This is a genomic window from Dietzia aerolata, from assembly GCF_014144865.1.
Classification (GTDB): Bacteria; Actinomycetota; Actinomycetes; order Mycobacteriales; family Mycobacteriaceae; genus Dietzia; species Dietzia aerolata.
Genome location: NZ_JAALDM010000130.1, coordinates 23,448 through 37,949 on the forward strand (window position 1 = coordinate 23,448; position 14,502 = coordinate 37,949).

At 67.6% G+C, this 14,502-nt stretch carries 12 protein-coding genes and 1 pseudogene; 11 read left to right on the top strand and 2 right to left on the bottom strand.

Annotation, left to right across the window (positions count from 1 at the left end):
* Positions 1-49 precede the first annotated feature (49 nt).
* The 5 genes from metH (at position 50) to hisG (ending at position 6,354) form a co-directional block, all read left to right on the top strand.
* A complete protein-coding gene (gene metH, locus G6016_RS08760; RefSeq protein ID WP_182632274.1) occupies positions 50-3,610 on the top strand; it encodes a methionine synthase in 3,561 nt (1,186 codons plus the stop codon).
* A gap of 183 nt (positions 3,611-3,793) precedes the next feature.
* Positions 3,794-4,318, top strand: coding sequence for a hypothetical protein (locus tag G6016_RS08765; protein ID WP_182632275.1), 525 nt, complete (start codon positions 3,794-3,796; stop codon positions 4,316-4,318).
* 159 nt (positions 4,319-4,477) lie between these two features.
* Positions 4,478-5,194, top strand: coding sequence for an HAD-IA family hydrolase (locus tag G6016_RS08770; RefSeq protein WP_182632276.1), 717 nt, complete (start codon positions 4,478-4,480; stop codon positions 5,192-5,194).
* Positions 5,191-5,454 carry a phosphoribosyl-ATP diphosphatase gene (locus tag G6016_RS08775; protein WP_182632277.1) on the top strand — a complete coding sequence of 88 codons (264 nt, stop codon included), beginning with the start codon at positions 5,191-5,193 and terminating at the stop codon, positions 5,452-5,454. Before G6016_RS08770 ends, G6016_RS08775 begins: the two co-directional genes overlap by 4 nt.
* A gap of 48 nt (positions 5,455-5,502) precedes the next feature.
* Entirely contained in the window at positions 5,503-6,354 is an 852-nt protein-coding gene (gene hisG, locus G6016_RS08780) for an ATP phosphoribosyltransferase (protein ID WP_182632278.1), read from the top strand.
* Positions 6,355-6,465: 111 nt separating this feature from the next.
* On the opposite strand, the gene G6016_RS08785 is transcribed toward hisG, so the two are convergent.
* Positions 6,466-7,233, bottom strand: coding sequence for a thioesterase family protein (locus G6016_RS08785; protein WP_182632279.1), 768 nt, complete (start codon positions 7,231-7,233; stop codon positions 6,466-6,468).
* Between the two features lie 36 nt (positions 7,234-7,269).
* Complete coding sequence (locus tag G6016_RS08790; RefSeq protein ID WP_241729977.1) at positions 7,270-8,121, bottom strand: RecB family exonuclease; 852 nt, start codon at positions 8,119-8,121, stop codon at positions 7,270-7,272.
* 65 nt (positions 8,122-8,186) lie between these two features.
* On the opposite strand from G6016_RS08790, the gene G6016_RS08795 reads away from it, so the two are divergent.
* The 6 genes and pseudogenes from G6016_RS08795 to G6016_RS08820 form a co-directional block, all read left to right on the top strand.
* Positions 8,187-9,026, top strand: coding sequence for a class I SAM-dependent methyltransferase (locus tag G6016_RS08795; RefSeq protein ID WP_182632281.1), 840 nt, complete (start codon positions 8,187-8,189; stop codon positions 9,024-9,026).
* Positions 9,027-9,203: 177 nt separating this feature from the next.
* Positions 9,204-10,904: a proteasome ATPase gene (arc, locus tag G6016_RS08800; RefSeq protein WP_182632282.1), complete on the top strand. Its 1,701-nt coding sequence runs from the start codon at positions 9,204-9,206 to the stop codon at positions 10,902-10,904.
* A gap of 38 nt (positions 10,905-10,942) precedes the next feature.
* Positions 10,943-12,463: a depupylase/deamidase Dop gene (gene dop, locus G6016_RS08805; RefSeq protein WP_182632289.1), complete on the top strand. Its 1,521-nt coding sequence runs from the start codon at positions 10,943-10,945 to the stop codon at positions 12,461-12,463.
* Between the two features lie 66 nt (positions 12,464-12,529).
* Positions 12,530-12,706 (top strand): ubiquitin-like protein Pup, encoded by a 177-nt coding sequence (locus G6016_RS08810; protein WP_182632283.1) that lies wholly within the window; start codon positions 12,530-12,532, stop codon positions 12,704-12,706.
* A 5-nt stretch (positions 12,707-12,711) separates the two neighbouring features.
* Positions 12,712-14,118, top strand: a complete 1,407-nt coding sequence (gene pafA, locus G6016_RS08815) for a Pup--protein ligase (RefSeq protein ID WP_182632284.1) — start codon at positions 12,712-12,714, stop codon at positions 14,116-14,118.
* Positions 14,119-14,129: 11 nt separating this feature from the next.
* Positions 14,130-14,502, top strand: a pseudogene (locus tag G6016_RS08820) (helix-turn-helix transcriptional regulator); the annotation flags it as partial.

Consider the following 14,502-nt stretch of genomic DNA (forward strand, 5'->3'; position numbering starts at 1 on the left):
AGTACAGCCTACGTCCGTCGCATTTCTGCTCACCCATACACTGGGGTCCATGTCTGTCGATTTCGATTCGCCCTTGTTGGATGCCGCGCGTCGGCGCGTGTTGATCGGCGACGGTGCGATGGGCACGATGTTGCAGGCTGTCGACCTCACCGTCGACGGCGACTTCCAGGGCCTGGAGGGCTGTAACGAGATCCTCAACGACACCCGACCCGACGTGGTGGAGGATATTCACCGTGCCTTCTTCGAGGCCGGCGCCGACCTCGTGGAGACCAACACCTTCGGCTGCAACCTGTCCAATCTGGGCGACTACGACATCGTCGACCGGATCGGTGAGCTCGCCGAGAAGGGCGCGGCGATCGCCCGGAAGGTCGCCGACGAGATGGGTCCGTCAGAAGATGGCACCCCGCGGATGGTCCTGGGCTCGCTCGGGCCGGGGACCAAGCTGCCCTCGCTCGGTCAGACCACGTTGGCGGAGATCCGTGCCGCCTACGCGCAGGCGGCCGAGGGGTTGGCCCGCGGTGGCGCTGATGCCTTTCTGATCGAGACCAGTCAGGACCTGCTCCAGGTCAAGGCGGCCGTCCTGGGCTGCAAGGACGGCATGGCCGCGGCGGGGCGGCGGCTGCCGATCATTTCTCATGTGACGATCGAGACCACCGGCACGATGCTGCTGGGCTCGGACATCGGTGCGGCACTGACGGCGCTGGAGCCGCTCGGCATCGACATGATCGGTCTGAACTGTGCGACCGGGCCGGCGGAGATGGTCGAGCATCTGCGCTACCTGTCGCAGCACGCCGGGATCCCGGTGTCGGTGATGCCGAATGCCGGTCTGCCCGAGCTCGGCGCGAACGGGGCCGTCTACCCGCTGGGGGCTGAGGAATTCGCCCCGCAGGTCGCCGATTTCGTCTCCGAGTTCGGGCTGTCGATGGTTGGTGGCTGCTGCGGCACCACGCCTGAGCACATCACCCGCCTCAAGGAGCAGGTGCTGTCCAGGACGAAGGCCGAGCGCACCATCGAGCCGGTCAACGCGGTGTCCTCGCTGTACACCTCGACGCCGCTGCGTGCCGATGCCGGGATCATCATGATCGGTGAGCGCACCAACGCCAACGGGTCAAAGCGATTCCGGGAGGCCATGCTGGCCTCCGACTGGGAGCAGTGCATGGACATCGCCAAGGAGCAGATGCGCGACGGCGCCCAGATGGTCGACCTGTGTGTCGACTATGTCGGCCGTGACGGTGCCGGCGACATGGCCGAGCTCGCGGGCCGTTTCGCCACCGCCTCGACGCTGCCGATCATGCTCGACTCCACCGAGCCGGAGGTCATCAAGGCCGGTCTGGAGCGCCTGGGTGGGCGCTGTGCGGTCAACTCGGTCAACTACGAGGACGGGGCCGGCCCGGATTCACGGTTCCAGAAGATCATGCGTCTGGTCGCCCAGCACGGTCCCACCGTGGTCGGTTTGACGATCGACGAGGAGGGCCAGGCCCGCACCGCGGAGCGCAAGGTCGAGATCGCCGAGCGGTTGATCGCCGACCTGACCGGCAATTGGGGGGTGGCCGAGGACGACATCATCATCGACTGCCTCACCTTCCCGATCTCCACCGGTCAGGAGGAGGTGCGCCGGGACGGTATCGAGACGATCGAGGCCATCCGTCGGCTGACCGCCAAGCATCCACGGATCCACACCACGTTGGGCTTGTCGAACATCTCGTTCGGCCTCAACCCGGCGGCTCGCCAGGTGCTCAACTCGGTGTTCCTGCACGAGTGCATTCAGGCCGGCCTGGATTCGGCGATCGCGCACAGTTCCAAGATCCTGCCGATGAGCAAGATCGACGAGCGTCAGCGTGAGGTCGCACTGGACCTAGTCTATGACCGTCGTCGGGAGGGCTACGACCCGCTGCAAGTGTTCATGGAGCTGTTCGAGGGCGTCTCGGCCGCCAGTGCCAAGGACGCCCGCGCCGCCGAGCTCGCCGCGATGCCCCTGATGGAGCGGCTGGCCGCGCGGATCGTCGACGGCGAACGCAAGGGCCTGGAGGAGGACCTTGACGCGGCGATGGAGCAGATCCCGCCGCTGCAGATCATCAACGAGCACCTGCTGAACGGCATGAAGACCGTCGGCGAGCTGTTCGGCTCCGGGCAGATGCAGCTTCCGTTCGTGCTGCAGTCGGCGGAGACGATGAAGGCCGCCGTCGCCCATCTGGAGCCCCACATGGAGGCCAGTGACGAGGACGGCAAGGGCCGGATCGTGTTGGCCACCGTCAAGGGCGATGTCCACGACATCGGCAAGAACCTGGTCGACATCATCTTGTCCAACAACGGCTATGACGTGGTCAATATCGGCATCAAGCAGCCGATCGCCGACATCATCTCCGCCGCCCGCGAGCACAAAGCCGACGTGATCGGCATGTCCGGACTGCTCGTCAAATCGACGGTGGTCATGCGCGACAACCTCGCCGAGCTCAACACCGAGGGCATCTCAGGCGAGTTCCCGGTGCTGCTCGGTGGCGCCGCACTGACCCGCGCCTACGTGGAGGTCGACCTGGCCGACATGTACCAGGGCGATGTGTTCTACGCGCGGGATGCGTTCGAGGGCCTACGACTGATGGACGAGGTCATGACCTCCAAGCGCACCGGCGTGCCGATGTCGGAGTCCTCGGAGTCGGCGGCCAAGGCCGCCGAACGGCGGGAGCGTCGTGCCCGGTCGGAGCGGATCGCCGCCAAGCGGGCCGCTGAGGCCGAGCCCGTGGTCATTCCCGAGCGCTCGGATGTCGCCGCGGACCAGCCGATCGCGACCCCGCCGTTCTGGGGGACCCGGATCGCCAAGGGCATCCCGGTCGCCGACTACGCCGGCCATCTGGATGAGCGCGCCCTGTTCTTCGGGCAGTGGGGCCTGCGTGGCACCCGTGGCGGCGACGGGCCCGACTACGACGAGTTGGTCGCCACCGAGGGTCGTCCGCGGCTGCGGGAGTGGATCAGCAAGCTCACCACCGAGGGCATCCTGTCGCACGCGGCTGTCGTGTACGGCTACTTCCCGGCCTACTCGGTCGGCGACGAGATCTGGGTGCTGGCCGAACCGCGGCCCGATGCCGAAGTGCTCCACAAGATCGCCTTCCCCCGCCAGCAGCGGCCGCGATTCCTTTCCATCCCGGACTTCATCGCCTCGCGTGAGCGCTGCGAAGCCGAAGGCGTGGTGGACGTCCTGCCCTTCCAGTTGGTCACCATGGGCACGCCGATCGCGGATTTCGCCAACGAGTTGTTCGCTGCCGACAACTACCGCGACTACCTCGAGGTGCACGGCCTGTCGGTGCAGTTGACCGAGGCACTCGCCGAGTTCTGGCACCGCCGGGTCCGCGACGAACTCAGGCTGCCCGACGGCGCCGTCTCCGCCGAGGACCCGGACGCGATCGAGGAATACTTCAACCTCAAGTACCGCGGCGCGCGCTACAGCTTCGGCTACGGCGCATGCCCCGACCTGGAATCCCGCAAGGTCGTCATCGACCTCCTCGAGCCCGAGCGGATTGGAGTCGAGTTGTCCGAGGAACTCCAACTCCACCCGGAACAGTCCACTGACGCCTTCGTGCTCTACCACCCCGAAGCGAAGTACTTCAACACCTGATCAATGCCCACTGTGAGGTCCGGACCCGATCGATCGGGTCCGGACCTCGCCGTATTTCTCACTGATCTCCGTCGTGAACTCCCGGCTGGTCCGCGGACGCTCACCTGCCCACGCACGGCTAACGTTCAGCCCAACCGTGCCGATATAACCGGCAGAGCCATTGCTTGAAGCGAGGAGTACGCCATGAGTGCTATCCGTCGATCTGCCGCAGCCACGTGCGCGGCCGTGATGCTCGCCGGGGGAGTGGCGGTGACAACCGCCCCGGTTGCTTCCGCGCAGGTATGGCACGAGCACCCGGCCTGGGATGTACGCCTGCCGTACCCCACGGGGGGCGAACACACCATCCGGTACAACGTGTTCCCGAGCTGCAAACTGGGCGATGACGGCCGGTTCCACCAGGCGGTCGCCGCGGGCGCGAGAGACCTGGACCAGCCGGTCGGATCGTTCGACTTCTGGTCCATGATGTTCCCGTTCAATTCAGCGACGATCTCCTGGCACAACATCGACACCGATGCGCGTGGCTCGGAGACGGTCCAGTCGACAGGCCCCGAGGTGGGGACCCAGGCGACGATCACCGGGCGCGGACACATCGCGGTGACGGTCTCGGCGAGCAAATCGCTTCTGCCCACCTTCGCACCGGGATCCGTGGCGCCTTTCGGATCACACACCCACACCGAGCACTTCATCGTCGCCCCGCAGGCCTGCTAGCGCGCCGCAGCCGACAGCCGCCTCAACGTGGCATTGAACTGTCCCGCGAAGCGGCGCGGTACCTGATGTCCGTCGGAACAACCCGGCTGCGTTCGGTGGGTGTGCCCCCGCGGGCGCTCAGATCTGCCGGCGCGCGGGCATTCGGGTAGACAGTAGGCCGTGACCAGCATCGCCATTGATCAAGCCCCTGCCGCCATTTGTCTCGATATGGACGGCACCCTTGTCGACACCGAACGTCTGTGGGACATCGCCGTCTACGAACTCGCTGAGCACATGGGGCGACCGCTGGACGAGGCCACCCGTGAACGCACCCTCGGCAACTCTCTCCAGGGGTTCTTCGAGATCCTCGGCGAGTACACCGGTCATCGCATCGAGGGCGAGGAGTTCGACCGTCTGGCCCACCAACTCAACACTCGCGTGACCGAGCTGATGCGTACCGACATGCAGTGGCGCCCAGGGGCGCAGGAACTCCTCACCGAGATCGCCGACACCGGGACACGCGTCGCACTGGTCACCAACACCACCGCCGACGTGGCCCAGGTACCACTGGAGTTCATCGACCGATCCCGGTTCGAGGTCGTGGTGACCGGATGCATGGTCCCCAATGGAAAACCTGCCCCGGACCCCTATCTCCTGGCCTGTGTACGTCTGGGACTCGAGCCCGGGAACACAGTGGCTGTGGAGGATTCGGTCACCGGCGCCACGGCCGCGGTGACCGCTGGATGTCGGGTGCTCTACATCCCCTCCACCGACGGCCAGCCCGACGTCGCCGGCGCGCACACACACTCAACCCTGGCCGGGGTCGGCATCGCGGAATTGCACACACTCACCTCGGGCACACCCGTCACCGCCGCTGTGGGAGAATCGGGCGTGTGAAGACCTTCGACTCGCTGTTCGCCGAACTGTCCGAGCGGATTGCCGCGCGCCCTGAGGGCTCCGGGACCGTCACCGCATACGACAAGGGCGTCCATCATCTGGGCAAGAAGGTCATCGAAGAGGCTGGTGAGGTCTGGATCGCGGCCGAATACCAGTCGGATGCGGAACTGGCGGAGGAAATCTCCCAGCTCCTGTACTGGACGCAGGTCATTATGCTCAAGCGGGGTCTGGGCCTCGACGACGTCTACCGACATCTCTAGACCGTCGCGTCCGCCACAACCCTCACTCACTCACTTTCTGGAGCCACCATGCTGCGCGTAGCAGTGCCCAACAAGGGCGCCCTGTCCGAGTCCGCCTCCGAAATGCTCGATGAGGCCGGCTACCGCCGTCGGCCCGAAGGCAGCAAAGATCTGTCGCTGATCGACCGTGCGAACGATGTCGAGTTCTACTTCCTCCGGCCGAAGGACATCGCGGTCTATGTCGGCTCGGGCCGACTCGATCTCGGGATCACCGGCCGCGACCTGGCCGCGGATTCGATGGCCGAGGTCGACGAACTGCTGGAGCTCGGTTTCGGCCGTTCAACTTTCCGCTATGCGGGCCCCGCCGGCGACGGCTGGTCCTCCGAGCGTCTGGCGGGTGCGCGGATCGCCACGTCGTACCCCAACATCGTCCGGCGTGACATCGCAGCCCGCGGCATCGAGGCCGAAGTCATTCGCCTGGACGGCGCCGTGGAGATTTCCATCCAGCTCGGCGTCGCAGATTGCATCGCCGACGTGGTGGGGTCCGGGCGGACGCTCAAGGTCCACGACCTTGAGGCCTTTGGCGACGTCCTGTGCGACTCATCGGGTGTTCTCATCTCCCGGGTGGATGCCGACGTCACCCCGGCCATGGCCCAGATGCGCGCACGACTTCAGGGCGTGGTCTTCGCCCAGCAGTACATGATGCTCGACTACAACTGCCCTCGGGAACTGCTCGACAGCGTCTCCAAGATCACCCCGGGTCTGGAGTCACCGACCGTCTCACCGATGGCGGATCCGGCGTGGATCGCGGTGCGATCGATGGTGCCGCGTAAGCAGGTCAACTCGATCATGGACGAGCTCGCTGCGGCCGGAGCCAAGTCGATCATCGCGACCGACATCCGGTCCTGCCGGATGGGCTGACCTCACTCCAAGAGCAGGCTGCGGCCCGCCGCCCATCTGCTGGTTTGCTACACCTCGGCCACCGCACCTCCCGTCGATAGTCACCGCCGGGAGGTGCGGTGGCTCCAGTCGCTACACCGCTTCTATAAGCAGCGACTGGAGCGTATTGCCGATCTCACCGGACTCGTCGAATAGTGTCCCGGAGGTCGTTCCTACACCGTCGGGTCCGATCGAGGCGTTCGCCCTGACGCCGATCCACTCGCCCCGCGGCAGACGGTGCAGGTGTGTGACCAGGTCGGTGTTGAGGAAGCGCCATCGGGCCGGATCGAGGACGGCGCCGACACCGTTGGCGATATCGGCGATGCACATCACCTGAACGACCGGGGTCACGGTCTCCCCGGCGACCAGCGGGTACCGGGGCCGCGCCCACACCGTGCCGTCCGCGGCGCCGCGGATCTGAAGCGAGTCGATGTATCCGCTGGTCCACTGTGTGAAGAATGAACTGTCCATGTCCTTATCGGGAAGCTCCCGACGGGGTTCAACGGTCTGCTCCACCGTCTCGGTATCACTCGTGCGCAGCCGCCACGCGCTCGACCGGGCCACGTTCCGGCCGCCGGCCTCGAGCTCGGACTCGACGAGTTCGATCCGTTTTCCAGGGCGGACGACCCGGGCCCGAGTCCGCAGTTCACCGAGGGGCACCGGCCCGAGGATATCCATCGCGATACGGGAGATGCGCGTGCCCTCGGCACCCTCCACCCGTTCCATCGCGCGGGTGAGCAGCGCGGACGGGGGAGCCCCGTGCTGCAGCTCCGGGCCCCATGCGCTGACCGTGTGCTCGGTTGCGCGGAACCGCTCCCAGCCTTCGTCCTGCCCCAACGGCTCGAAGTAGGCCTGTGTCATCGTGTACTCCTCGACTGTAACCGGCCCGGCGGAGGGTCAGGGTGTACCGGTGGGAACCACGCGCACTCCGGGCCATCCGGGGTACTCGGGAGGGGTGCCACCGAATGCCGGGCACAATGCCTGATGATTGCACCAGTCGCACAAGCGGGACGTCTTGGGGCGGAAGTCACCGGACTCACCGGCCTCGACGATCTCCGACCACAGCACGTCAAGTTCCCTCTCTGTGCTCGACATCATCGCGAGATCAGGCGTCAGGGTGAGCCAACTGCCGTTCTTGAGGTAGATCAACTTGAGCTGTGCCGGAATGACGCCGTGGGTGCGCTGGTACATGAGGGCGTAGAAGCGCATCTGGAACATCGCCTTGTCCTGGAACCGCGGGTGCGGCGGTTTGCCCGTCTTGTAGTCCACCACCCGGACCTCGCCGGTCGGCGCCACATCCACGCGGTCGAGGTAGCCGTTCAAGGGGGTTCCGGCGTCGGTGGCGGTGATGATGTACCGCTCACAGGACTCGGGGGTGAAGCGCTGCGGATCCTCGACGCCGTAGAGAGCGGAGACGAGCGCGGCGACCTCGGCCTGGAACTCGGGCCGCTGCTCTGACGGTACGACCTCCGCACCGGACTCCAGCTCGTAGAACCGGTCAACCGCCGTGGGAACCAGTTCGGCGGCGCGCTCGGGTGCGCGCTCGGATTGTTCCAGCCCGTACAGCTCCTCCAGGACGGCGTGGACCACGGTTCCCAGCACCTGCGCACGCGTTTTGGGCTCGGGGATCCGGTCGACCGTCTTGAGCCGGTAGAGCAGCGGACACTGGCGAAAATCCGCCGCCCGTGACGCCGACAGGGCCAGTGGCTTGGGAGCAGGCGGGGTCGCATCGATTTCGAGGGGATCCATCACACCTGGCAGGGTAGACAACCGGTCGGACATCCGGCCCCCGAGATGCACCCTGGAGGTCCACCGTGCAGCGTTCCGGCCCGTTCGACGTAGGCGACCGTGTCCAGCTCACCGACGCCAAGGGACGCAAGTACACCGTCGTCCTGGTCGCAGGCGCCGAGTTCTTCACCCACCACGGTGCGGTGCGCCATGACGATCTCATCGGGGCGCCCGAGGGCTCGATCATCACCTCGACCAAGGACGCCAACTACCTGGCCCTGCGCCCGCTGCTCACCGACTATGTCCTGTCGATGCCGCGCGGTGCCCAGGTCATCTACCCCAAGGACGCCGCACAGATCGTCCACGAGGGCGACATCTTCCCGGGTGCCAGGGTTCTCGAGGCCGGGGCGGGCTCGGGCGCGCTGACCTGTTCGCTGCTGCGCGCGGTCGGCCCGGAGGGGCAGGTCTTCTCGTATGAGATCCGCGAGGACCACGCCGAGCACGCCGAGCGCAATGTCCGCACGTTCTACGGGGACCTGCCCGAGAACTGGGATCTACGGGTGGCGGACCTGGCGGAGGCCTCTATCGATGCGCTGGGCGGCCAGGTGGACCGGGTGATCCTGGACATGTTGGCGCCCTGGGAGTGCCTGCCGACGGTGAAGGACGTGATGGTCCCCGGCGGTGTCCTGGTGGTGTACGTGGCCACCACGACCCAGCTGTCCGACGTGGTGGAGGCGCTGCGCCGTCAACAGTGCTGGACGGAGCCGCGGGCCTGGGAGTCGATGAACCGTGGGTGGCACGTGGTGGGACTGGCGGTGCGCCCGGAGCACCGGATGCAGGGCCACACCGCGTTCCTGGTCACAGCCCGCCGCCTCGCCGAGGGGGTCACCACCCTCAAGCCGAAGCGCCGGTCCGGCAAGGGCTGACCGACGCAGGGCGCCCTCCGGTCACATCCGAACAGGTCAGGTCCGTCCGAATCGGGGGAGGGTTGGTAGGGGCCCAGCCGCCGCGCCCCGTTCCACCTCGGCGATAAGGTGGAGGGGACGACGACGAGCCGGCATCACCGGGTCTGCTCGTCGACGACCAGGAGGGCAGGTGATCGCGTGACCGAGGGACGTTCCCCGGCCGGACAGGGTGATGATCGGGTCACGGTCGACCGGGCGGAGCTCTCGCGGCTACGCAAGGCGGTCGACGAGGGGGCCCGCTCGGACCGCGAGAAGGCGATCAAGATCGACGCCCTGGGTGCGCGCAACGTTCGGCTCGCCGAACTCCTCAAGGACTCCCGCGACCAGCTGGAGGTCCTCAAGGGTGAGGTCGAGCGTCTCGGGAACCCGCCCAACACGTACGGCGTGGTGCTCTCACGCCCGACGGAGGACGCGACGGTCGAGGTCATGACCGCCGGACGCCGGATGCTCCTCACACTCGCCCCCGGAGTCACCTCCTCGACCGTCACGGTCGGCGCGACGGTGCGGCTCAACGAGGCGCTGACGGTTCTGGAGGTCTCGTCCGACCTGCCGACCACCGGGGTCACCGCGATCTTCCGCGACGTGCTGGCCGACGGCCTGCGCGCCCGCGTCGTGATGGGTAATGACGACGAGCACATCGTGCATCTGGCCGAGGCCCTCCAGGGCGGACGGACTTCCGACCGCCCCGCCCCGGTGCGGCCGGGGGACGCCGTCCTGGTGGATCCGAAGGCCGCGGTGGCGTTCGAGGTCGTGCCCAAGGCGGAGGTCGACGAGCTGCTGCTCGAGGAGATCCCGACCGTCGACTACTCCGACATCGGCGGTCTCGGACCGCAGATCGAGCAGATCCGCGACGCGATCGAGCTGCCGTTCATCCACCACGACCTGTACCGCGAGTTCCACCTCGCGCCCCCGAAGGGCGTGCTGCTCTACGGCCCGCCCGGCTGCGGCAAGACCCTCATCGCCAAGGCCGTGGCCCATTCGCTCGCACGCGCCTCGGCGCTCTCCCGCGGCGATGACGTCTCTGACGGCCACTACCCGAACTCGTACTTCCTGTCGATCAAGGGCCCCGAGCTGCTCAACAAGTACGTCGGCGAGACCGAACGGCACATCCGGTCGATCTTCGAGCGTGCCCGGGAGAAGGCCACCGAGGGCAACCCGGTGATCGTCTTCTTCGACGAGATGGACTCGATCTTCCGTACCCGCGGGTCGGGGGTCTCCTCGGACATGGAGACCACCATCGTCCCGCAGCTGCTCGCGGAGATCGACGGCGTGGAGGACCTGCGCAACGTCATCGTGATCGGTGCATCCAACCGCGAGGACATGATCGACCCGGCCATCCTGCGCCCGGGGCGACTCGACCTGAAGATCCGGATCGACCGCCCGGACCGCGACGCCGCCGTCGATATCCTCGGCAAGTACATCACCACGGACCTGCGGTTCGATCCGGAGGACATGAACGGTGCGGGCCCGAAGGAGCACGTGCGGGCGCTGATCGATCGGGTCGCCGAGCGCCTCTACACCCGTGAACCCGCCACGACCTACGTGCACCTGGTGTTCGCCTCCGGACGGCGGTCCTCGCTGTACCTGGCCGATCTGACCTCCGGGGCGATGCTGCGCAACATCGTGGACCGCGCCAAGAAGCTCGCGATCAAGGACATCGTCCACGGCAGCGGAAACGGCCTGACCACCGATGATTTCCTGGACGCCGTGGACGCCGAGTTCGCCGAGAACACGGACTTGCCCAACACGTCCAACCCGCAGGAGTGGGCACGCCTGACCGGCGTGCGCGGTGAGCGTGTCGTGGAGGTCACCGTGCCGAACAGGGGAGTGGACGAGTGAGTGGCGACAGCTGGCCGGCCGAGGCAAGCCAGTCCGCCATGGGACACGAGGGTGCCGAGGAGCCGCGCGGTCGGATCATCGGGACCGAGATCGAGTTCGGCATCGTCGCGGTGGGTCAGCCACTGCTGAGTTCGGTGGTCACGTCCACACAGGTGATCAAGGCCTACACCGACCCCGGTGAAGGCGTCGGCGGCGCCGACGAGGCACGGTGGGACTACGGGTCCGAGTCGCCGCTGCGCGATGCCCGCGGCTTCGACCTCGGCATCGCCCGCGCCTATGACCCCAGCGAGTTCGGCGTGACCAACCGCGTGCTCACCAACGGCGCGCGCTTCTACGTCGACCACGCCCACCCCGAGTACTCGGCGCCCGAGGTCGACTCGCCGCGCGACGCGGTGATCTGGGACAAGGCTGGCGAGGTGATCATGCACCGGGCCGGCGTCGAGTCCACGGCCACGGAGGGCAATGCCGAACTCAAGCTCTACAAGAACAACGTCGACGGCAAGGGCGCCTCCTACGGCGCGCACGAGAACTACCTCGTCCGGCGCGACGTGGATTTTGACGCGCTCACCCTCAGCCTGGCCACCCATCTGCTGTCCCGGCAGATCTACACCGGCGCCGGCCGGGTGGGGATCGGCCAGGAGGGCCAGGCCGCGGGGTTCCAGATCTCGCAGCGTGCCGACTACATCGAGGTGCTCACCGGGCTAGAGACCACGCTGCGCCGCGGGATCATCAACACCCGCGACGAGCCGCACGCCACAGACGAGACCTGGCGTCGGCTGCACGTGATCATCGGCGACGCCAACATGGCCGAGCTGCCCACCTACCTCAAGATCGGCACCACCTGCCTGGTCCTGGACGCAATCGAGGCCGGCGTCGACCTGGCGGACCTGCTGCCCGAGGACCCAGTCGAGGCGGTGCACATCATCAGCCACGACCCCACGCTCACCGCGACCGTGCGCCTGGGTGACGGGCGGCAGCTCACCGCGCTTCAGATCCAGCGGGAGATCCTCGCCAGGGTCGCCGAGGTGGTGGGCGACGGCCACGGCCGTCCCGCATGGTCGCTCGAGGTGCTCGCCGAATGGCGCGAGATCCTCGACGCGCTCGGGGAGAACCCGATGTCGTGCGCGGACCGCCTCGACTGGCCCGCCAAGCTGCGCCTGCTCGAGGGCTTCCGGGCGCGCGACGACCTGTCGTGGGACCACGCGCGGCTGGCGCTGATCGACTTCCAGTACCACGACATCGATCCGGGTCGCGGACTCTACAACCGTCTAGCGGCCAAGGGGGCCATCCGCAGGCTCACCAGTGACGCCGAGGTCGAGGCCGCGATCACGACCCCGCCGGAAAGAACGCGGGCGTGGTCCCGAGGTCGCTTCCTGGCCGAACTCGGGGACCGCGTCCACGCGGCGGGGTGGGACCACGTCGTCGTCGTCGACACCCGGGGGCAGGACCGCCGCATCGACCTCTCCGACCCGTACACCGGCACCAGGGCGTTCTGCGAGGCCACCCCGGACTTCCTGTCGGCCGACGGTCCGAGCGGACCCGACCTACCCACCGGCTGAGACCCGACCTTCGCGCGGACCACGCACGACCCGGCGCCAGGCGCCACTAACCGAGGAGTAAGCACCATGTCCCAGATCCAGAAGAACGCCGGCGGACCCGGTGAGGGCGACGACGATGCCGGCCAGGTCGCCAAGTCCGCAGACACCACCGCCGCCGACTCGCTGCTGGACGAGATCGACGACATCCTCGAGACCAACGCCGAGGAGTTCGTGAAGTCCTACGTCCAGAAGGGCGGGCAGTAGAGCCCATGCAGCGGCGCATCGTCGGAATCGAGACCGAGTTCGGGATCACCAGCGTCGGAGGCGAGGGTGGCCGCTCGCTCGGCGCCGACGAGATCGCGCGCTACCTGTTCCGCCCCGTCGTGGAACGCTGGCGGAGCTCGAACGTCTTCCTGGACAACGGCTCCCGCCTCTACCTCGATGTGGGCTCGCACCCCGAGTACGCGACCGCCGAATGCGACGGGCTGCGGCAACTCGTGGCCCACGACCGGGCGGGGGAGCGGATCGTCGACGAACTCGGGCAGCAGGCCGAGCAGTCGCTGGCCGAGCAGGCGATCGATGCCAAGGTCTACCTGTTCAAGAACAACACCGACTCGGTCGGCAACTCCTACGGGTGCCACGAGAACTACCTGCTCGACCGGTCCACCCAGGTGCGCAGCATCGGCACCACACTGCTGCCGTTCCTGGTGAGCCGCCAACTGATCTGCGGCGCCGGCAAGATCCTGCCTGGCACCCCGGCGGGCGTCGGGCTGGACGAGACCCGTGACCCGACGTTCTGCTTCTCCCAGCGGGCCGAGCACATGTGGGACGGTGTCTCCTCGGCCACCACCCGGTCGCGGCCGCTGATCAACACCCGCGACGAGCCGCACGCCGACTCCACGCGGTTCCGCCGGATGCACGTGATCGTGGGCGATTCCAACATGATCGAGACCACGACGCTGCTCAAGGTCGCCACCACGCGGCTCGTCCTGGAAGCGATCGAGGCCGGCGTGGAACTCCGGCCCATGGCCGTGTCCCATCCCGTGCGCGCGATCCGCGAGATCAGCCGCGACCTCACCGGCACCCGGCCCGTCACCATGACCGACGGCACCACCATGAACGCACTGGAGATCCAGCGGGAGTTCCTCGCCTCGGTCCACCGCTACCTCGACGCCGGGGGATGGGAGCGCCAGGACCGCGACGTGGTGACCGACTGCGTCGCACTGTGGGAGCGGGTGCTGGACGCCGTCGAGTCCGGCGACCACTCCTCGATCGCCGCCGACATCGACTGGGCCGCCAAACTCCAGCTGATCCGGCAGATACAGGACAAGACGGGCGCCGACCTGAACCACCCGCGGCTCGCCCAGATCGACCTGACCTACCACGACATCCGGCCCGGCCGGGGGCTCCATTCCGTCCTCGAGCGGCGGGGCCTGGTGTCCCGCGTGGTGACGGACGCGGAGGTCGAGCACGCCCGTACGGTCGCCCCGGAGACCACCCGCGCGGCGCTGCGCGGCCGGTTCATCCGCGCCGCCCGCGAGGCCGGGCGTGACCACACCGTCGACTGGGTCCACCTCAAGGTCACCGACGGCACCCTGCCCACCGTCGCCCTGACCGATCCGTTCACGAACGAGGACCCGCGTGTCGACGACCTGATCGCGGCGCTCGGACGATAGCGTTCCTTTACGTGTCCACCTCGAAGTCCCAGCGCCTGGTCAATCTGGTGATCTGCCTGCGCTCCACCAATGCCTACCTGTCCGCGGACGAGATCAGGCGGATGGTGCAGGGCTACGACGACTGCGAATCCGAGTCGGCCTACCTGCGCATGTTCGAGCGCGACAAGCGCGAACTGCGGGACGCCGGGGTGCCGCTCGAGCAGGGCGCATCCCTCGCGCCCGGATCGCCGGCCGGGTACCGGATCCCCGCCCAGGACTACGAGCTGCCCGAGATCAGTCTCACCGCCGAGCAGGCGGGCGTGCTGGCCGTGGCCGCCGAGGTGTGGCGCGAGGGGGAGCGGTCCGTCCGCGCGGGCGGGGCGCTCGCCAAGCTCACGGCGGCCG

Bases quoted from the DNA above. Each gene is read 5' to 3' on its own strand.
- metH (WP_182632274.1), top strand. From the start codon at position 50: ATGTCTGTCGATTTCGATTCGCCCTTGTTGGATGCCGCGCGTCGGCGC.
- G6016_RS08765 (WP_182632275.1), top strand. From the start codon at position 3,794: ATGAGTGCTATCCGTCGATCTGCCGCAGCCACGTGCGCGGCCGTGATG.
- hisG (WP_182632278.1), top strand. From the start codon at position 5,503: ATGCTGCGCGTAGCAGTGCCCAACAAGGGCGCCCTGTCCGAGTCCGCC.
- G6016_RS08785 (WP_182632279.1), bottom strand. From the start codon at position 7,233: ATGACACAGGCCTACTTCGAGCCGTTGGGGCAGGACGAAGGCTGGGAG.
- G6016_RS08790 (WP_241729977.1), bottom strand. From the start codon at position 8,121: ATGGATCCCCTCGAAATCGATGCGACCCCGCCTGCTCCCAAGCCACTG.
- dop (WP_182632289.1), top strand. From the start codon at position 10,943: ATGGGACACGAGGGTGCCGAGGAGCCGCGCGGTCGGATCATCGGGACC.
- G6016_RS08810 (WP_182632283.1), top strand. From the start codon at position 12,530: ATGTCCCAGATCCAGAAGAACGCCGGCGGACCCGGTGAGGGCGACGAC.
- pafA (WP_182632284.1), top strand. From the start codon at position 12,712: ATGCAGCGGCGCATCGTCGGAATCGAGACCGAGTTCGGGATCACCAGC.